This is a genomic window from Paenibacillus sp. GCM10027626 (genome assembly GCF_042676285.1).
Lineage (GTDB): Bacteria > Bacillota > Bacilli > Paenibacillales > Paenibacillaceae > Paenibacillus_Z.
In genome coordinates, this window is record NZ_JBHTHC010000047.1 from 1 (window position 1) to 17,744 (window position 17,744).

The 17,744-nt window shown below is 46.3% G+C and carries 19 protein-coding genes and 4 pseudogenes; 8 read left to right on the forward strand and 15 right to left on the reverse strand.

Translation table 11 applies throughout. The annotated features are described in order from the left end of the window. The 5 genes and pseudogenes from ACFQ0N_RS37765 to ACFQ0N_RS37785 form a co-directional block, all read right to left on the reverse strand. Positions 1-429: pseudogene (locus ACFQ0N_RS37765) on the reverse strand (vWA domain-containing protein); the annotation flags it as partial. A 132-nt stretch (positions 430-561) separates the two neighbouring features. Then, complete coding sequence (locus ACFQ0N_RS37770; protein ID WP_379335570.1) at positions 562-1,215, reverse strand: DUF998 domain-containing protein; 654 nt, start codon at positions 1,213-1,215, stop codon at positions 562-564. A gap of 333 nt (positions 1,216-1,548) precedes the next feature. Beyond that, entirely contained in the window at positions 1,549-2,280 is a 732-nt protein-coding gene (locus ACFQ0N_RS37775) for a metallophosphoesterase (RefSeq protein ID WP_379335572.1), read from the reverse strand. A 162-nt stretch (positions 2,281-2,442) separates the two neighbouring features. Further along, on the reverse strand, positions 2,443-2,901 hold the full coding sequence (locus ACFQ0N_RS37780; RefSeq protein WP_379335575.1) for a DUF3995 domain-containing protein: 459 nt from the start codon (positions 2,899-2,901) through the stop codon (positions 2,443-2,445). A 153-nt stretch (positions 2,902-3,054) separates the two neighbouring features. Next, positions 3,055-3,606, reverse strand: a complete 552-nt coding sequence (locus ACFQ0N_RS37785) for a MerR family DNA-binding transcriptional regulator (RefSeq protein WP_379335577.1) — start codon at positions 3,604-3,606, stop codon at positions 3,055-3,057. Between the two features lie 14 nt (positions 3,607-3,620). Between ACFQ0N_RS37785 and ACFQ0N_RS37790 the strand changes: the two are divergent. Beyond that, a pseudogene (locus tag ACFQ0N_RS37790) lies at positions 3,621-3,725 on the forward strand (chromosome condensation regulator); the annotation flags it as partial. Between the two features lie 120 nt (positions 3,726-3,845). Here ACFQ0N_RS37790 and ACFQ0N_RS37795 read toward each other — a convergent pair. The 5 genes from ACFQ0N_RS37795 to ACFQ0N_RS37815 form a co-directional block, all read right to left on the reverse strand. Further along, positions 3,846-4,820 (reverse strand): ABC transporter ATP-binding protein, encoded by a 975-nt coding sequence (locus ACFQ0N_RS37795; protein ID WP_379335579.1) that lies wholly within the window; start codon positions 4,818-4,820, stop codon positions 3,846-3,848. 14 nt (positions 4,821-4,834) lie between these two features. Then, on the reverse strand, positions 4,835-5,803 hold the full coding sequence (locus ACFQ0N_RS37800) for an ABC transporter ATP-binding protein (protein ID WP_379335581.1): 969 nt from the start codon (positions 5,801-5,803) through the stop codon (positions 4,835-4,837). 16 nt (positions 5,804-5,819) lie between these two features. Beyond that, the gene (locus tag ACFQ0N_RS37805) at positions 5,820-6,644 is read right to left on the reverse strand and encodes an ABC transporter permease (protein ID WP_379335583.1); all 825 of its coding nucleotides are present in this window, start codon (positions 6,642-6,644) and stop codon (positions 5,820-5,822) included. Positions 6,645-6,677: 33 nt separating this feature from the next. Beyond that, the gene (locus ACFQ0N_RS37810; protein WP_379335585.1) at positions 6,678-7,622 is read right to left on the reverse strand and encodes an ABC transporter permease; all 945 of its coding nucleotides are present in this window, start codon (positions 7,620-7,622) and stop codon (positions 6,678-6,680) included. A 93-nt stretch (positions 7,623-7,715) separates the two neighbouring features. Continuing rightward, positions 7,716-9,284, reverse strand: a complete 1,569-nt coding sequence (locus ACFQ0N_RS37815; protein WP_379335587.1) for an ABC transporter substrate-binding protein — start codon at positions 9,282-9,284, stop codon at positions 7,716-7,718. A gap of 390 nt (positions 9,285-9,674) precedes the next feature. Here ACFQ0N_RS37815 and ACFQ0N_RS37820 point away from each other — a divergent pair, with 390 nt between their 5' ends. The 4 genes from ACFQ0N_RS37820 (at position 9,675) to ACFQ0N_RS37835 (ending at position 12,564) form a co-directional block, all read left to right on the forward strand. After that, positions 9,675-10,466: an IclR family transcriptional regulator gene (locus ACFQ0N_RS37820; RefSeq protein WP_379335589.1), complete on the forward strand. Its 792-nt coding sequence runs from the start codon at positions 9,675-9,677 to the stop codon at positions 10,464-10,466. A 346-nt stretch (positions 10,467-10,812) separates the two neighbouring features. Next, positions 10,813-11,178, forward strand: coding sequence for a helix-turn-helix domain-containing protein (locus ACFQ0N_RS37825; RefSeq protein WP_379335591.1), 366 nt, complete (start codon positions 10,813-10,815; stop codon positions 11,176-11,178). A 17-nt stretch (positions 11,179-11,195) separates the two neighbouring features. Further along, complete coding sequence (locus ACFQ0N_RS37830; RefSeq protein WP_379335593.1) at positions 11,196-12,017, forward strand: ImmA/IrrE family metallo-endopeptidase; 822 nt, start codon at positions 11,196-11,198, stop codon at positions 12,015-12,017. Further along, positions 12,010-12,564 (forward strand): hypothetical protein, encoded by a 555-nt coding sequence (locus ACFQ0N_RS37835; protein ID WP_379335596.1) that lies wholly within the window; start codon positions 12,010-12,012, stop codon positions 12,562-12,564. Before ACFQ0N_RS37830 ends, ACFQ0N_RS37835 begins: the two co-directional genes overlap by 8 nt. A gap of 166 nt (positions 12,565-12,730) precedes the next feature. On the opposite strand, the gene ACFQ0N_RS37840 is transcribed toward ACFQ0N_RS37835, so the two are convergent. Beyond that, positions 12,731-12,964 carry a hypothetical protein gene (locus tag ACFQ0N_RS37840; protein ID WP_379335598.1) on the reverse strand — a complete coding sequence of 78 codons (234 nt, stop codon included), beginning with the start codon at positions 12,962-12,964 and terminating at the stop codon, positions 12,731-12,733. Between the two features lie 48 nt (positions 12,965-13,012). Here ACFQ0N_RS37840 and ACFQ0N_RS37845 point away from each other — a divergent pair. Together ACFQ0N_RS37845 and ACFQ0N_RS38330 are read left to right on the forward strand one after the other, a co-directional pair. Next, positions 13,013-13,684 (forward strand): annotated as a pseudogene (locus ACFQ0N_RS37845) (DUF1186 domain-containing protein); the annotation flags it as partial. Positions 13,685-13,813: 129 nt separating this feature from the next. Then, positions 13,814-13,912, forward strand: a pseudogene (locus ACFQ0N_RS38330) (SEC-C metal-binding domain-containing protein); the annotation flags it as partial. A 188-nt stretch (positions 13,913-14,100) separates the two neighbouring features. Here ACFQ0N_RS38330 and ACFQ0N_RS37850 read toward each other — a convergent pair. The 4 genes from ACFQ0N_RS37850 to ACFQ0N_RS37865 all read right to left on the reverse strand — a co-directional run bounded on the left by ACFQ0N_RS37850 (position 14,101) and on the right by ACFQ0N_RS37865 (position 16,809). After that, positions 14,101-14,457 carry an HIRAN domain-containing protein gene (locus ACFQ0N_RS37850; protein WP_379335602.1) on the reverse strand — a complete coding sequence of 119 codons (357 nt, stop codon included), beginning with the start codon at positions 14,455-14,457 and terminating at the stop codon, positions 14,101-14,103. A 157-nt stretch (positions 14,458-14,614) separates the two neighbouring features. After that, positions 14,615-14,809, reverse strand: a complete 195-nt coding sequence (locus tag ACFQ0N_RS37855; protein WP_379335604.1) for a hypothetical protein — start codon at positions 14,807-14,809, stop codon at positions 14,615-14,617. Positions 14,810-15,923: 1,114 nt separating this feature from the next. Further along, positions 15,924-16,406 (reverse strand): NUDIX hydrolase, encoded by a 483-nt coding sequence (locus tag ACFQ0N_RS37860; protein WP_379335606.1) that lies wholly within the window; start codon positions 16,404-16,406, stop codon positions 15,924-15,926. A gap of 46 nt (positions 16,407-16,452) precedes the next feature. Then, complete coding sequence (locus tag ACFQ0N_RS37865; protein WP_379335608.1) at positions 16,453-16,809, reverse strand: hypothetical protein; 357 nt, start codon at positions 16,807-16,809, stop codon at positions 16,453-16,455. Between the two features lie 391 nt (positions 16,810-17,200). Here ACFQ0N_RS37865 and ACFQ0N_RS38335 point away from each other — a divergent pair, with 391 nt between their 5' ends. Continuing rightward, positions 17,201-17,293 carry a helix-turn-helix domain-containing protein gene (locus ACFQ0N_RS38335; RefSeq protein ID WP_483874994.1) on the forward strand — a complete coding sequence of 31 codons (93 nt, stop codon included), beginning with the start codon at positions 17,201-17,203 and terminating at the stop codon, positions 17,291-17,293. Positions 17,294-17,744 lie beyond the last annotated feature (451 nt).

The following is a 17,744-nucleotide window of genomic DNA, read 5'->3' on the forward strand; positions in this document are numbered from 1 at the left end:
ATTAATGAAGGTCGACACATAAGGACGATAGTCTTCAGCCAGCAGAAGGAGCAGCTCTTCCATATATTGATCGGCTGTCAGATCAGTCGGCAATTTGTCCAAGGCCTCCTGAACATTCTGTTCATCATAGTCGGAACCGGCAAAACGCCCCGGAGGTTTCATTAATATTTGTTCATCCGTTAATACAATTTGCGGTTTGCTTTGTTTCGAATCCGGGTCGTCCGGAATAGTTGAAATATTCTCTGCCGGTTTGTTATCCTGACCGGACTCTGACGGATTCTGAGTGTTTGGATTATTTTTGGGCGATTTGGTACTCTGACTCGAATCCGGCGGGCTTGAAGTGTTTGCATTATTCTTTTCTGGTTCGTTACTGCAACCGGCAAGAAATACGATCATTATTAAAACGATAAAGATTGAACTTCTTTTCATTAACTTACCTCCGATTAATCTTCTACTATACGCTCAAAAAGAGCCATGAACCCGATACTGCCAACATTACAACAATATGCCAGGTTTACGATTTGTAATCCACATCACATCCCCATGAAGGAAATTGCGAACCTAGACCTGTAGAGCTTCAGCACGTAATTTAGCTGCAAGAACCGAAACCCAACCGAAAGCAACAATTCCGGCGCTCCCCATGATAACACCAATCCAACTACCGATACTCGAGCCTATAATAATAAGCACTGGCGCAAGGATACAAGATGCAACACAATAAGTACTCCAACCACGTTCGCCTTGTGTAGCAAACCGACGTGCAAAGATAATGCTTGCCGCAATTAGACAAATAAAGGCCGCAAAGAAAGCCACCGAATGAAGTGCTGCATGACTGCTCATCGATGTCGGCATTTCCGCTGGGGCACCTGGGGGAAAGCTGAGGCCAGGATCCGGGCGAAACAGACCTGCCATGATCATGCCAATCCCATAGAGTCCAATGAGCAACGAACCCCACGTGCCTCCCTTATGCCCTCGCAGTAAACGGCGCACTCCAATCGCTGCACAAACAGCAAGCAATCCTGTAATGAAGAAATTAGCGCTTTGAATCCATCCCGCATCCCCCAAAGTAAGGGTACTGATGGCGTGACGCCTGATATCGAATCCTGTTCGTGTAAACGATTGAATAATGGCTGCTGCGTAGAACAACGGCGTGGAAACAACCCCACCCAACAGAAGCAGACGAATCGCCCTCGTATTCCGCTTGTTTGTAAACATAATAATCTTCTTCCCCTCTCATTGTCCAATTTATTTGAGCTTCTACTTAGACAACGAACCGGTAACGGCAAATTCGACACACTCGCAAATTTTTTTGAGACCATGTGCAGATGAATATCTCCTTAACAGTGATTGCGAATTATATAACTGGATCTACCGATGCGTCGAGCCTTGATCGGTATCTGAATGGCAAAAAGACGTCCCCTCTCCGTTTGCACAACGATGAGGAGACGTCTTCGATTGGAAACCTGCGCCTAGCGTTTTGACGTCTATGAGGCGCATAGCAGCCTTCTCGTTTCCCCCCTCTAAACAGCCGCTGTCCGCGACCTTAGATCACAGGGTGGAATTGTTCGCAGGTTGAACAAAGACTTGATTGACGGTGCCATCGATAATTTCAAGGCAGTTTAATTGGTAGCCGAAAGCGCAGCCTCCATCAATGCCAATTTTATCACCGCCGTACCAAACATCTGGTACGCCGTGAATATCAATCGTTTTCGTATGACCGAATATAACGGTTTTGTCGACCTGTGTTGGATGTGTGTAAAATTCCTTGCGGATAAACAAAAAGTCCTTAACAGGCTGGCTTTTCCAATCCTGAAACTTCGGGTTCAATCCGGCATGGACATATATATAATGATCATCCTCGTAGTAGTAAGGAAGCCCTTCTAAAAACTGAATGTGAGCGGCATGCGATGTCATGATACTTGCTTTATAGTGTTCGAGTTCTGCTAGTGTTAACTCTGCTTTCATTTCCATATAGCTGCTTAAGGTTTCTGCACCGCCTTTCTCGAAAAATTTCTCTATCTCTTCCTCATTCGCCTTGTTCGTCATGACACGGACAAAACGTTGGTCATGGTTGCCTTGCAAGGCAACAGCCCCTTGTTCTAACACTAACCGTCTGACCAAGTCGACCGCTTGCTTGCTTCTCAGCCCCCGATCAACATAATCTCCGAGCAGCAGAAGCGTATCTTTACCAGCATCATAGCCGCTTTGCTGAAGCAAAGCCTCCAGCTCCTTATCGCAGCCATGAATATCACTTATTACTAAGGTTCGCTCTTGAACCATTCGTACACCCCACAGTTCATGTTACTACACTCTACCCGTATTCATTCAGTGTCTAATAGCCTTACACTCTATGGCCCGCTTGTACTTCCAGCCGCGGAATCAAAGTATGAGAAAAGCCGCGCAAATGTCAGGAAACGATCCTGAACCCGCCCGACTTGATATTTACTCGCCTTTCACATGTTTAACTGAAAAAAAGTAAAATAGCCCCCCGATCATCCAGTAAGGCTCCCAGAACACTAATCTCCAGAAGGTGGCATATCGATCTAATTCAAAGTTTAAAACACCAAGTGCATTTAAGGATATAGTAAAAAAATTTAATAAACCATATAAAAAAAGAAAGCATCCAGAAATCTTTATTACCCAATAGAGTGACTGTTGAATTCTAGGTTTTCTCCACTTAATTAACAGCATTAAAAGCAACACCGCTCCGATCACTTTTATGACTCCTGTCATCCAAACAATTGCTAAAAATGAAGGTGACGGATTTAATGCCATTTCATAAATTGAGCCTCCGAGGGACTTAACCCCGAACATGCCCCCCAGTGCCCAATAAAAACTCAATCCAGCAAATAATAATGACCACACAACCCCTAATGTCATACACTTTTTATGGATTTTCATAACAAGCCTCTTGAGATTCACCAAATGTCATGTTGGACTCCTTTCATTCGGCCTTTATTTCTTTCTTTTAGAATATCTGATTAAGCTGCTTTTTTCATCTGTTTGTTACATTTCCAGCTATATCTTTCAAGGAAAATAGACTTTGTTGGCGAACTACATCGGGAGTCCGACCTTTTCTCTGTGCAGTAGGGATAGCATTGGAGGGTACTCCATTTTGCAAAATTGTATATATCTCATCATTTCTGATAGGCCATTCATTTGCTTTTCCAATTGCTCATTCAGCTTTTGAAGAGCCACTTTGAAGGAGCGTTCAATAGTAGTTAGATCATGTGTCTCTAAAGCTTCAAGCAACTGTTTCATGCTTTCAATGAAAAAGACGGTTTTCCTTAAACTGCTTAGCACAATAATCTTTTTTAATTCCCGCGATGTAAAGACTCTATATCCGTTTTCCGGATTCCGCTTAGCGCGAATAAGCCCCTCCTTTTCCCAATGTCGAATAGCGGATGGGTTTACACCAGCGATAACGGCGACCTCCCCAATTTTCAATTCATCCGTGACCTGAATATTCCTATACATGGAGAAATCAGTTTGATGAATGAGGCTCATGATCTCCTCGACTCGTTGTTTCTCTACCTGAATGTTGTACTGTTGTAAATTGATCATCCAAAGTGCTTGTTCAACGTGACCTTTTTTTAATAAGTTCATGACATCATATGCGAACCGTTGGTCTTAAATCTGACGGCACGGTGACGGCTGTGGGTGATAATAAATATGGCCAATGTGAGGTAAGCGGCTGGAGCGGCATCCAACTGCCCGGCAATTAATTTCGAGATATTTCGGAGGAATTGTTAGGTGCGCGCCCAGACACGGAAAAAGAAAGCCGACCTTCACGAGCTGCGGGCAAGCTCATGAAACGTCGGCTCTTTCTTTCCATATCGTTTCGACTATATCGTTTCGGCCAAATGGCAGGCGACGGCATGACCATCCTTCGCCGTTCTCAGCTCCGGCATTTCCGTCTTGCACCGTTCCACGGCGAATGGGCAGCGCGTATGGAAGCGGCACCCGGACGGCGGATTGAGCGGGCTCGGAATCTCACCGGTCAGCTTGATCGGCTCCTCCGTATGATCCGGGGCGATTTCCGGTATAGCGGAAATAAGTGCCTTGGTGTACGGATGGCGGGGCCGCGTGAAGACTTCCTCACTGTCTCCTATCTCGACCAGCTTTCCGAGATACATGACGGCAATCCGGTTGCTGATATGCCGGACGGCGTCCAAGCCGTGGGCAATAAACAAATACGACAGACCGAACTGCTCCTGCAAATCTTGCAGCAAGTTGAGAATTTGTGCCTGCACCGACACATCCAGCGCAGAGACGGGTTCGTCGCAGATGACGAGCTTCGGACTCAGCGCGAGCGCGCGGGCTATGCCGATCCGCTGCCGCTGCCCGCCGCTAAACTGGTGCGGGTAACGGTCGGCATGGTTTTTCGTCAGCCCGACGATGTCCAGCAGCTCGTAGACGCGCTTTTCCCTATCCTTCCGCGTCCCGATCCGGAAAATGTCAAGCGGCTCAGCAATCAGATCCATCACTTTTTTGCGCGGATTAAGTGACGAGAATGGATCTTGAAACACGAATTGCATGTCCCGGCGAATATCGCGCATCTGCTTGCGGTTCAGCGCCGTAATGTCCCGGCCTTCGAAGCGGATCGTGCCTTCCGTAGGCTCGACCAGCCGCAGCAGCACTTTCGCCAGCGTCGATTTGCCGCAGCCGCTTTCGCCAACGACGCCGACGATTTCGCGTTTGTATAACGTCAAGTTCACATTGTCGAGTGCGTGTACCTTTTGCTGCGACTTGGCGAAAAGGCTTCCTCCGACCTGATAATGCTTCGTCAGCCCTTCCGTTTGGAGTAGAATGTCAGTCACAAGCGACTCCCCTTTCATTTGTCGTACAAGAAGCAGGCAATTTCCCGGTTGTCGCCTGTACGCAGCAGCGCCGGCTCGCTTTCCCGGCAGCGGGCTTCCGCGAACTGACAGCGCGATGCGAAGCGGCATCCCTGGATCCGGTCCTTCGGGTCCGGCACTGTGCCGGGAATGTTATATAGCCGCCTCTGACCTTTGGCGTTGCCCGGAATCGCCTTCCACAGTCCTTGCGTATACGGATGCTTCGGGTCAGCGTACAGCTGCCTCATCGGCGCCGATTCGATCACCCGGCCGCCATACATGACCATGACCCGGTCAGCCATTTTCGACAAGACGCCGAGATCGTGGGTGATGAAAATAAGAGACATTTTGTTTTTGCGCTGCACATCGAGCAGCAGCTCAAGAATTTGCGCTTGGATCGTTACGTCCAGCGCCGTGGTCGGCTCGTCTGCGATCAGCAGCAGCGGGTCGCAAGCCAGGGCCATGGCAATCATTACCCGCTGCCGCATGCCGCCGGACAGCTGATGCGGATACTCCTTCACCCGCCGTTCGGGAGATGGGATGCCGACTAACTTCAGCAGATGAACCGCGCGCTCAAGCGCTTCTTTTTTTCCAAGGCCGAGATGGGTGATCATCGCTTCGGATATTTGGTCGCCGACTGTAAACACCGGGTTGAGCGATGTCATCGGCTCCTGGAAGATCATCGATATTTCTTTGCCGCGTACCCGGTTAAGCTCTTTTTTGCCGAGACACGTCAAGTCAGTTCCCTGGAAATCGATTTTGCCCGACTGTACCCGCAGCGGATCGGACAGCAGCCCCATAACGGACAGCGACGTCAAGCTTTTGCCGCAGCCGCTCTCGCCGACGATGCCGACGATTTCCCCTTGTCCGACCGAGAACGTGACGTCTTGCAAAATGTGAACATGCTCCTCTTTATGCGAATAACCTACCGTCAACCCCTCTATGCTCAGCAGCGGCTTATTCATAAACCGCACCTCCTTCTTATGCGCGCTTCTTCGCTTCCCGCGGATCGAGCAGGTCGCGAAGGCTATCCCCGAGAACGTTCAGGCACAGTACAGTCAAAAAGACAGCCGAGCCCGCTATGATCGAATACAAAGGAGCTTGGGACAAAAAGCTGCGCCCCGCATTCAGCATCGAGCCCCAGGACGGGGTCGGAGGCTGCACGCCGAGTCCAAGAAAGCTGAGCGCCGCTTCAGTCAGCACCGCAGAGGCGAACGTCAGGCTGATTTGCACGAGCAGCGGCGACAAACAATTCGGCAGAATGACGCTGAACATGATGCGCGCGTCCCCTGCTCCCATCGACCGCGATGCCTCAACAAACTCCCGGCTTTTTAGCGTCAGCACGCTGCTGCGGGTAATGCGCGCAAATATCGGAATCGAGACGATGCCAATCGCCAGCATTGCGTTGTAAATATCGGGCCCAAGCACCGCCATGACGGCCAATGCCAAAATGATCGACGGAAAGGCGAGCAATCCGTCCAAAAATCGGCTGATGAGCGTATCGATTTTGCCGCCGTAATAACCGCTGATAAGACCAAGCGCAACACCGCCGGCCATGGCGATAAGCGTGGAGCAGACACCGACGATGAGCGATACCCGTCCTGCGAATACGATGCGCGTAAAAATGTCGCGGCCGATTTCGTCCGTTCCGAGCAAATGCGCACCGGAAGACGATAGCAGCGGAGCGTCGACAATTTCGTCAAAGCGATAAGACGTTATAACCGGGGCAAGCATAGCAAGCGCAGCGATACAGCCAAATATGATCATACTTGCCAGGGCGGTCGTGTCTTTCCATAGTTTATTCATCGAATCCCCTGCCCTTCGTAAGTAACATGCAGCTTAGTTGTACTTGATGCGCGGATCGAGAGCGGCGTTGATCAAGTCGGCGAGCAGATTAATAATGACGATAAAGACGGCCGACAGGAGTACGGCAGCCTGTACGACGTCGTAATCGCGCGACAATATCGATTGGATCGTCAGCCAACCAAGACCCGGCCAGGCAAATATTTGCTCGGTAATGACCATTCCGCTCAGCAGCAGGCTGAAATTCAAAGCGACGATCGTGATGAGGCTGGGCATCGCGTTGCGGGCGACGTGCTTGCCGATGACGACCCATTCGGAGACGCCTTTCGCTCTCGCCGTACGGATGAAATCTTGACTGATCACTTCAAGCATGCCGGAGCGCAAAAAACGGAAAATTTGCGCGGAATTGATAATCCCGACCGTAAATACGGGTAAAATTAACGATTTGATATGCCCGGACGGCGACTCGGCGAATGATACATAGCCTCCGGCGGGCAGCCAGTGCATACTGTAGGCGAACAGCAGCATGAGCAGCACGGCCAGCCAATAAGCCGGTATGCTGAAGCCGAACAGTGAAACAATGCGCGACAGCCTGTCGATCCAGCTGTTTTTCTTGAGCGTCGCCAGGACACCGAACGGCACCGCGATCACGATCGAGAGCAGCGCTCCAAGAACGGCCAGCTCGAACGTCTTCGGTATTTTTTCCGCCAGCAGCTCCGTTACCGGCTTGCCGTCGAACATCGATTTGCCGAGATCGCCGCGCACGACGTCCCCGATCCAGTTGCCGTACTGTACGATGAGCGGCTTGTCGAGCCCCATCTCTGCCGTAAGCGCAGCAACGGCCTCCGGCGCCGGATCCATGCCGAGCCTCATCTGGGCAGGATCGCCCGGAAGCAGCCTGAAAGTAAAGAAGACGATCAACGTTACGAAAAATAGCACAAGCATGAGTTCGGTCAACTTTTTCAGTACTAGTTTGAGCATAGCGCTCCTCCTTCTTCTGCGAACAGACTGGCTCTGCAGCGATCGCAACCAGTGGGGTCATCCTCGCTGCAGAGCGCCTCCGTTCTTGTGACGTTACTCTTTCCAGACCGATTCGAACATCATTTTTTGCTGCGGACTTGGGATGAAGTTATGGACTTTTTTCGAAAGCCCTTGCGCCTGTACAAGACCGCCGACGATAATGCCCGGAGATTGCTCCGCCACCTCGGCCTGCAGCTCCTGCAGCACTTTGGCGCCTTCCTCCGGCGACATTTGACTGACGCTGAGCAGCTTGTCATTCCATGCTTGATTGTCCCATTGGAGCGCTGCCCCGTTTTGCTTGCCGTACATATGGTTCAGCATATCGACCGTATTCGGCTTGGGCGTGCTGCCGGTAAGCGCCATATCGTATTGCTTCTGGTTGAATACGCTCTCAACCCATTGAGCGATCTCGACGCCCTTCAATTCTACGTTCAGGCCAAGTTCTTTGAGCGACTGCTCGGTAATTTGCGCGATCGTGTCGTACATCAGGTCGATTTTATGGTAAACGAGCGTAATTTTCTCGTTGTTGTATCCGCTTTCCTGCAAGAGCTGCTTCGCTTTATCGAGATCTTTGACGTAACTCGTCGCGCCGGCATTGAAGTTCGGATCGGCAGTCGGTATCGGGCTGCTGCGCTCGACAAAGTTGCCGAACAGCGATTGCTTCATTTTTTGGCGATCCAGAGCATAGTTGACTGCTTGGCGAAACTTGACATTGTTAAACGGCGTTTTAGAATTGTTCATCAGCAGAAAATGGTTCGCTACCGTTACGTCGTCTTCAATTTTCGCCAAATTAAGGTTCGGATTGTTTGACACCTCGGATACCTTGCTTGTAGGCACAATATCGATGATGTCGACCTGCCCGTTCATCAGCTGCAAGTTTTTGACTTCCGCATCAGGAACCGTCAATATTTCAATACCGTCCAAGTACGGCAGCCCTTGCTTCCAGTAGTTCGGATTTTTCTTCAGCACGATCTTCTCATTGCGGTTCCACCGCTCAAATACGAACGGACCGGTGCCGACCGGGTTTTTCGCCAGATCGAGCGACGGGTCGTCCGGGGCGACGAACACCTCGACAAACGAGTCAAGCAGCAGCGAATCTTTATGCGCAAGCGTCACAGTCAAATGTGTTTCGTCGATGACTTTAAATTCTTTAATCGCTTTCAGCAGCACATTTGTACGCGGCGCTTCCTTCGCATTCGCTTTCTCCAGCGAATATTTGATGTCGTCCGCTGTCAGCTGCTTGCCGTTGTGAAACAGCACGCCACTTTGAATAGTCAACTCGTAAACAAGGCCGTCATCGCTGACTTTTGCCTCCTTCACGAGGCCGGGAACCGGTTCCAACGTCTTCGGATCGTACTCCATCAAGCTGTTGTAAATCGGCAAAAAGGCGTTGCGGTCGTTGATCGTCGAGAACAAGTAAGGGTTCAGCGTCGTCGGCTCCGCATTTTGGGCGAATTTCAGTATGCCACCCGTTTTCGGCGTCGCGTTCGTCTCTCCTTCCTTGCCCGCGCTTTCGCCGGACGGAGCGGTCGTCCCGCCGTTGCCGGCTCCCGGTGATCCGCTGCAGGCGGCGAGTGAAACCGCTAACAAAATAGTAAGTAACAGGCCTATCGCTTTCTTCATGAAAAACTTCCCCCTCGCAATAAATGAATTGCCATTCGGAAAAGCGCTTACATCTCGGCGTGCGGCGCTCGTTAGCTGCTCGCGTTTCGAGCGGCTTCGCATTATGGCGGCAGCATGCAACCGCCTTCACCCACCAATTTATAAACAACGTTTAAAAAAATTATTAACATAAATATAATCTCAGTATTAAACATCTGTCAATATGCAAAACAAATTGTATGTCAGCTAAAGCGACAAATTTCGATTAAAGTAAATGTCAATTAAAAAATGTTCATTTCCTCACAAAAACATGCTATACTTTGCCTAAAACTTCCGGCAAGCCTATTCGGGCGAGACCCGACAAATGGTTTGAATTGCGACTGTTTTCAACAGAAAGCGAGGTGGCAGCGGATGGAATTGTCCAAAAAATACAACGTCCCCGCCCTGGAAAAGGCGATTGCCCTTATAGAAACATTATCTGCTCGCTCCGAACCAATCGGCGTCAGCGACTTGTGCAAGCTGGTCGATCTTCCAAAAACGAGCGTATTTTTCATCTTGAATACGCTGGAGCAGCATAAATACATCACAAAAACAGCCGATGGCAAATACAAACTCGGCAATGCCTTTATCAATATCGGCCTGAGCGTACTCCATAAGCTGGACATCCGCGAAGCGGCTCGTCCGTTTATGGAAAAGCTGCTGCAGGAGACCGGCTTTTGCGTCCATCTGGCCGTGCTCGACGATGGACAGGCGATGTATGTGGAGAAGGTGGACAATAACAGCTTTGTCAAGTTTTCGACGTATGTCGGCCAGCGTCAAGCGCTGCACGCATCAGGAGTCGGCAAAGCACTCGCCGCGCACCTCCCTGCTGTGCAGCTCAACAAAGTTGTGCAAGAGAAAGGTCTTCCCGCGAGAACGGAAAACACGATTACGAAATGGAGCGACTTCAAAGAAGCGCTGGAAGCGATCCGCAGCCAAGGATATGCGGTCGAGGATGAAGAAGGGGAGACGGGAATTCGCTGCATCGGGGCGGCGATACTCGACCATCACCGCGAGGTGAAGGCGGCGATCAGCATTACGGCGCTACGCGCCGATTTGCCTGTGCATGATATTCCCGTAATCGGCGAAAAGGTGAAGCAAACTGCCTTGGAGATTTCCGCTCAGATTGGCTTTGATCGGATGGATGAAGCGGATCATCAATGAAAAAACAAATGATAATCAGACTACAGAACTATATGGTAGTTCGGTCCAATTAAAACAAACGTCATCCTTTAGCCAAAAAGGATGGCGTTTGTTTAAAACGATTTTTCGCATGAAATAATGTGACAATCAACTGTTGTAGACATAAGACAAAATACCATGATCAACAATAATTCATTATCAAGTCTTCAACCAGTCACGTGTAGAGAACATAAAAGTGTATTAGTGTGTATAAATCTCTTGTGATTAGCATATACTAAAGATATTTTTTACATATTGTAAAAAATAATTTTACAACTATGGTGATGTGGATTATACTTGAAATATAAAGCGCAAAGAGGTGTAACTCATGAGCATCAATTTTTTTGAACACCAAAAGACAATAGCTAAAAATTTGGTTACTTTTATTCGAGTAAAAGGTTACTCTAAATTATCCTTGTCCAAACTAACAGGCATCTCCAGACCAACAATTGACCAAATTCTTAAAGGTGAGAGTCCAAGTCAAACCACTTATAATGGCCAAATCACAAAAATAAATCAAACTTTTGATTTGCCTGACGACTATTTCATTACAGCCCAAAGCACTTCATCACTCTCCCTTCCCCTTTCCTATGCCTATTCTGATCATAGCTATGGCGAAGAAAAAAGTGAACAAACAAACGAACTTTTAGAAGGCTTGGACAACGTGCTGGACATTTACTCGATGTACGTATAAGGAGGTCTGGCAAATAAGTGAGAATAACGAGTGCGAACTTAGATCAAACCGTAGAGCGTAATGAGCAAATTGACCGACAAATCCAGGATCATATTCGCTTTATCGAAAAACGATTAATCAAGTGGAAATCACTTCCAATAGAAGAACAAGCTTTGGGGATCTTAAAAGAACATAATTTGATTGAAATCCCTATTCCTGACGGTAATTGGGGTGGAGCCATTCGGAAATTCCACGGCGGAAAAGTTGTTCCGATAATCAATACTGCTCAGCCAAGACTTTACCAATATTTTATCTATTGGCATGAGATTTACCACTTAACCGAGCATGAGGAAATAACTCTTCATAATGAAGAGAACTATGAAATTTCAACCGAGTTTGACTTAAATGAACGGAAAGCCGATTATTTTGCAAGTCAGATGATCTTTGGTTATTCCGATCTGTATGATTACTATCACTCCTTAGAGTATGATGATTTAATTGTAAAGATTGCTCATTGCATGAAATCGTTCAAGGCTCCATATAAAGCAGTGCTTATTCAGTTATACCAAATGGCAAAAAGGAATCAGAATGAACAGCTCCAAGAGCGGATCAAGTTGTACTTTGATAAACAATGGGCAAATAACGAATGGGCAACTATTTTCCAGGACTACGCTTTAGATGATAATTTGATTAAACCTTCCTATGTAACAAATATGAATTCGATCATCAATGCCATAAAAGTTAAAGTTACTCAGCACCCTGATGTGGAGCTATTTCAAGATAACTTGAAGGTGGTGAAGGAATGGGAGGCAAAATATAAGAAAGTTCAACGAGAGCTAAAGGAGAGGTCGGATGGGTAGTTATCAAGATATAGAAGGTCAACTTAGAGGAAAAAGAAAGTTTTTTAAACAATACAGCAAAATTGAAGTGGATGATTTGCCTGATGATTGGATCGATCAGTATTATGAGAATGGTTTTTTTACAAGACAAACAGGATCAATGATTACGAAGAAAAATGCAGGGGAGGTATCTATACTTACATTAGCTTTTCTCTTACTCTCTCATTATCCGAATGAGATTTTAAACATAACAATTGCAACGAGTGACTTTGGAATCATTGCTTTGAAGAATAAGGTGCTAAGAGAGGCGAATAGCCCTCCCCTACAGCTTAACGTGACATATAAACCTCCGATCTCCTATTTAAGTACAGATGTCTCTATCTTCAATGCCGTTAAAACAGGACTTATTCAGCCTCATGATATCTCCTCTATGCGTCCTAACCCTAAGTCATCCATTTTTGTTGAACATTTTGCTGATGGAAGCTCAGGGTTGCATGAAACTGTAATTGACACGCCTTCATTTGTTCAGATATGCGAAAATCCACAAAAGTATACAATTGTGTTTTGATTTTTGAATAACCACAATTCAATTTTTCCCACATAAACAGACCTCTCATAAGTTCATCATATTGTGGGAGGGTCTGTTGTTTTCTAATAGTTATTTTCTCGGAACTTACTACTTCCAAGTCTCTGCTCTTTTTCAACCTGTTCGATCAGGTATGAGGCAGATACATTTAAGCCTTTGGCGAAGGCAACTGAGGTTGCCATATAGGCATAAGTTCCGGAAGGATGGTTCGGTTTTGGGAACCCTTGCCGTTTCGGAGACTGGCCTTGATTTTTCTTTCCGGCATGGCTTTCGCAAGATGTGCTCTGTACAAGGCTGCCAACAAGGCGAATTTACTGATTTCTGCAGGATTATTGTCCGCTTTTGTCGTAATTATTTTATAGAGATGGAGAACCTGAATCATTGCGATTGATCCTTGAATCAAATACAAAAAGGAGCGATTCCAAAAATTATGAAACTATTGGTCGAATCCATTCGATATCATGACAGAAAATTTCCACAGGACGAATTGCAACAAATTATTGACCGAAAAGAAGAAGCCATTCCATACTTGCTCCAAATAATGACTGAATTGAAGCAGGACGACGTATCGTTTCTTGATCATTCATCCCGATTCGACCATATCTATGCGATATACTTGTTGGCCCAGTTTCGCGTGAAAGAGCTTTATCCGCTGTTAATTGACATCTTGTCGATGCCCGGCGATGCAACGGAAACTATATTCGGAGATGCCATAACGGAAGATATCGGACGAATTCTGGCTTCTGTTTATGACGGCGATCCTGAACCTTTATTTCGCTTAATCGAAAATCCGGATGCCGACGAATATGCGCGGGGACAAGCATTGATTGCCGTGGTTGTGCTTGTTTTTAATCAACAGATCACCAGAGAGTCCGCGATGGATTATATGAAACAATTAATGAACGGCAAGCTATCGGATACAAATTATTATGTAAACGCAGAGATTGTCTGCTGCTGTAACAATCTATACCCTGAAGAAGTTTACGAAGACATTAAACAATTATACGAAAGAGATGAAGTCGAAACATTTATCATTGGAATGGACAGCATCGACGGCACACTGAAACGCACGAAAGAAGACATCCTTCAAGAAAGTCAACGATTTAACAACTATGCGTACATTGACGATACGATCGCCGAATTGCAAGGCTGGGCCTGTTTCCACAAAAGCCCGAGTCAGACCCTGCCGAAGCTAAGATCTGCAACGAAACAAAGCTTGTCAATCCGCACACCAAAATACAATCCGGCTGTAAAAGCTGAAAAAACAGGACGAAACGAGCCCTGTCCTTGCGGGAGCGGCAAAAAATACAAGAAATGCTGCAGCAAATGACAGTGCGGCAAAGCGAATAAAACGGTCTCAAGCGTTTTAAAAATTTAACATGAGCTGAACCGGAAACTTGCCAAAATCAAAGTATAAGCACCCTATTCGAGTATCGAGAATAAAACCGCATGCTTCATGCGGTTTTATTCGGCTACTGACTTCCATGTTTGCGGCCGAAACAACCTGGTTCTTCCTCCCTATCGGTATGAGGAGAACGCAGCATCCCCCAGCGTTTTGATGATATGCACTTCTTCTAGATTCGGCACAAATTCGACGATTGCAGTATCTTTCACGACAAATCGGACAAAACCGCTAATATGCTGTTCAAACGTGTCATATATACGGCCGGTACTGCGGCATCCTTTCGGTACGGTATGCGCACTATTGGCAACATAACCTATTTTCCCGATGGGGGCGATTTCAGCCTCAATCGCCTCCTGATCATGCGGATTATCGGGATCTTTCACCAGAATAATGAGCTGCCCTTGCTTTAAAAAGGTAGTGCCATAATAATGCTGCGTGCCTGTGATAGCAACGAATACCGATTGTTCCATACGAATCACTCCCAAATGCTTTTATACCATTATATCGCTCTGGAACGAAGGCAGATTGTCAGCGAATGTGCGTTCCCGCATGATTGCTGACCACTCCAAATTTCTCTGCCACAACCTATACAATTCCTGAACCTCCCCCAGCTTTGACTGTTGCCGATCATAAATCTTCGATTTCTTTCAGGAGATAATGCCACTCTTTACCTTCTCGTCCCCACTGCCAATCATCCGTCAAATAAGGATCGCCTTTTTGCTCCAGAACCTTTTGATACCTACCGCCATAACGTTCTTCAAAGAAGTTAATTGTCTTGACGATTTCTTTAACTCGTTCAATCTTATACTCTTGATCGTCCATTTGAGCTGTCTTCACATCTTGACTTTGAATATATCGCTCGACAACTTCTCTGACAGGAATTTGCTCTCCAGTTGGGGATATCCATATTGTCTTCTCCGATATGCGTGCTTGCTTGTTGCGAGCGGGACGTTCAATGCCGACTAATCTCCCGTTGCAATCCATTTATTTACCGTTGTAATACTTACTCCAAAAAATCGTGCCAACTGACCTGTAGTCAGCCAAAAGGCTGTCATTAAATGTCGAGATCTATTTGACTCACAGTGTGGGGCATTATTATAATTAGCTTGGTCATTCCAGAATAGGAGAGGAAGAGGGACTTTCAGACGATGTTTTTAGGAGAATTGGAACATATCCATGAGCCGAACTTTTGCTGTTTTATCGGGTCCTCACTTTACTCTGTTCCTGGTCCAAGACTTGTCCCCATAAATTTGGAGTGGGGTTACTAGAGTGATAACGGCAGACGTGCTATAATCGACTATGGACTAGAAATGTGGTGGATGATTACGGCCGCGGCGCAGCTTCCCGAGAGGGGGTGACGTCGATGGTCGCACTTGTGACGTTTTATGATGTTCTGCGTTGGATCGTAACGATACTAAGCCTTGTGTTTGGTATTCGCAAGCTCTATCGCTGGGCACGTCGTAAATTTAAGCGTAACAAGCGAAAATCCACCGCATCTTAGGTTGAGGAGCCTACGCGGTGGATTTTCGCTAAATCACATTTTGTTGTAAATAGCGCGCCGTGGTAATCCACAGCCTTTCATGTCCTGAAGAGTCTTTGCCGCGACCAACGGCAAGGGCTCTTTTCAGTATACGGCTCGAAGAGCGATCCATATACCTTAATACCTGAATGGTGCTACCACCAAACTGAATACAACAATGAACAGTAAACTGAATACTTGAATTATACCATACAGCCCCGTTCTCAAGCAATTACAGCCTCTTTCTACACTCTTGTTGACCCGGATGCTTAGTGCTCTATTGCAAGCTGTCAATGGCCTGGTCTCTAGTGTTGATCTCAAGTTAGTTTCTCGAACGTTTTGTGCTCTAAATCATCATCCGTTTTTTTTGATTTAGACCGCCGCGGCTCATTTACTTAACGTTTCTCGTTAGTTTCACTATTTCAAACTTTTTAAGTAAAACAATATTCCCGCTCGATCTACATCAGAAAATTGCAGAGGGTCATCATTCATTAATTGTCTCAATTCGTCTATTGGAATCCATCTTGGTTTCTTAGTCTCATCACCTGATTTCAATAATTCCCCTTCTGCCTTGCAACGAAAATACACACCAACCGAATCAAAGGGGCCTTTAATGGTCTGATATGCCCCAAAAGGTTTTATACATTCCACTTCAAAATTCGGGTCAATACCTACTGTATCAACCCGTGTATCTTCACCTTCAATTTCTACTACATTTAATCCTGTCTCTTCCTTCACTTCCCTAATAAGTGCCGAAACAAACGATTCATACTGCTCAATTCTGCCACCAGGAAGTTCAATCCTTTGAGGTCCATCAGGTTTATTTCGAGTCTGAACGATAATTTCAGTTATTCCATTTAGAGTGCGCTCGATAACTGCACGTGAATTCACTAAAAACATTTATATTCATCCCCTCCCCTAATTACAACATAAAAGCTCCCTGACCTTATTCTAAGTATGGTAAAGGAAACGGCGAATAAACGATTGTATCACCATCTTCATCCAGCTTTAGTATAATGACAAAATCCGCACCATTGCTGCTATCCCCTCGAGGCATTGGAAAGATCATTGGTGGACAACGCAAATCAGTATACCGTGAATATTTTTTGAAGTCCTCCATTGCAAAATTTAACATGGCATCTATTTTATCATATAAAATATTTAAACCACCTATAACCAAATCACAATATTGTTTGGACTGCTGATACTTTTCAGCCAAGACCTTCTTGTATTCTTCAACAGTTAAAAAACAAACTTCCCAATCTAACGGAAATGCACCCAAATGGTAAATATGTGTATTCAAGTTTTCACTTTCTTTCCAAATAAATTATTAGAACCTCTAAACCAAATCAACTTCCCCAAATCTACCATTTCCTTAATCGGGCCTCAAGGAACGGTATAAATTTACTAATTTCATTCATCTTCGCATCCCCCATCTTCACTTGTCAATAAAGTTTATGAAGAGTTATGAATAGGTTACCAAGCAAGTAAGACTCCCAGAACACTAATCTCCAGAAGGTGGCATATCGATCTAATTCAAAGTTTAAGACACCACTTTATTACCCAATAGAGTGACTGTTGAATCCTGGGTTTTCTCCACTTAATTAACAGCATTAAAAGCAACACCGCTCCTATTACTTTGATGACTCCTGTCATCCAAACAATCGCTAAAAATGAAGGTGACGGATTTTACGATGGGGGAAATCGCGAATCGGATCGGCTATGACCATGCGTATCCGTTCATCCGATTTTTTAAATCGATGTACGGCAGCAGTCCCGGCCAATAAAAAAAACGCTGCCCTGCCTATAGTCCAGTTTAGAACTTGAAAACGTCAAAACCATATTCCTGTCTAAAAGCTTTTTCGACAGAACCGACCTAACTATAAGACATAGTCTTCTTTCAATGATCATAATCTCTTGCCTTCTGACCGTTTAATACTTTGGTCATCCTTGCAGCAAGTGCGCTGAAAATAACACGCTCTGACCGAATTCCTTTCAGGCTCCAATAAAAGAAACAACGGCAAACTTGGACGAGAAATAACGTCCTAGACTGCTAAGCTTGCCCTACAAGGGCTCCATTTTTTGGTATGCGATATATCTACCGCCTTCTGCAGAATCCCGAGCTCACCGAAGAAAACGTCATGGACTGCTATCGACAGGAAACGCTGCGGCAGATGAAACAAACCGGGGAGACCGTGTTTCTGTGCATACAGGACACGACCGGGATCAGCTACGCCA

Excerpts from the sequence above, each read along its gene's own strand:
- ACFQ0N_RS37770 (WP_379335570.1), bottom strand. The coding sequence starts at position 1,215 with ATGTTTACAAACAAGCGGAATACGAGGGCGATTCGTCTGCTTCTGTTG.
- ACFQ0N_RS37775 (WP_379335572.1), bottom strand. The coding sequence starts at position 2,280 with ATGGTTCAAGAGCGAACCTTAGTAATAAGTGATATTCATGGCTGCGAT.
- ACFQ0N_RS37780 (WP_379335575.1), bottom strand. The coding sequence starts at position 2,901 with ATGAAAATCCATAAAAAGTGTATGACATTAGGGGTTGTGTGGTCATTA.
- ACFQ0N_RS37785 (WP_379335577.1), bottom strand. The coding sequence starts at position 3,606 with ATGAACTTATTAAAAAAAGGTCACGTTGAACAAGCACTTTGGATGATC.
- ACFQ0N_RS37800 (WP_379335581.1), bottom strand. The coding sequence starts at position 5,803 with ATGAATAAGCCGCTGCTGAGCATAGAGGGGTTGACGGTAGGTTATTCG.
- ACFQ0N_RS37805 (WP_379335583.1), bottom strand. The coding sequence starts at position 6,644 with ATGAATAAACTATGGAAAGACACGACCGCCCTGGCAAGTATGATCATA.
- ACFQ0N_RS37810 (WP_379335585.1), bottom strand. The coding sequence starts at position 7,622 with ATGCTCAAACTAGTACTGAAAAAGTTGACCGAACTCATGCTTGTGCTA.
- ACFQ0N_RS37815 (WP_379335587.1), bottom strand. The coding sequence starts at position 9,284 with ATGAAGAAAGCGATAGGCCTGTTACTTACTATTTTGTTAGCGGTTTCA.
- ACFQ0N_RS37820 (WP_379335589.1), top strand. The coding sequence starts at position 9,675 with ATGGAATTGTCCAAAAAATACAACGTCCCCGCCCTGGAAAAGGCGATT.
- ACFQ0N_RS37825 (WP_379335591.1), top strand. The coding sequence starts at position 10,813 with ATGAGCATCAATTTTTTTGAACACCAAAAGACAATAGCTAAAAATTTG.
- ACFQ0N_RS37835 (WP_379335596.1), top strand. The coding sequence starts at position 12,010 with ATGGGTAGTTATCAAGATATAGAAGGTCAACTTAGAGGAAAAAGAAAG.
- ACFQ0N_RS37840 (WP_379335598.1), bottom strand. The coding sequence starts at position 12,964 with ATGATTCAGGTTCTCCATCTCTATAAAATAATTACGACAAAAGCGGAC.
- ACFQ0N_RS37850 (WP_379335602.1), bottom strand. The coding sequence starts at position 14,457 with ATGGAACAATCGGTATTCGTTGCTATCACAGGCACGCAGCATTATTAT.
- ACFQ0N_RS37855 (WP_379335604.1), bottom strand. The coding sequence starts at position 14,809 with ATGGACGATCAAGAGTATAAGATTGAACGAGTTAAAGAAATCGTCAAG.
- ACFQ0N_RS37860 (WP_379335606.1), bottom strand. The coding sequence starts at position 16,406 with ATGTTTTTAGTGAATTCACGTGCAGTTATCGAGCGCACTCTAAATGGA.
- ACFQ0N_RS38335 (WP_483874994.1), top strand. The coding sequence starts at position 17,201 with ATGGGGGAAATCGCGAATCGGATCGGCTATGACCATGCGTATCCGTTC.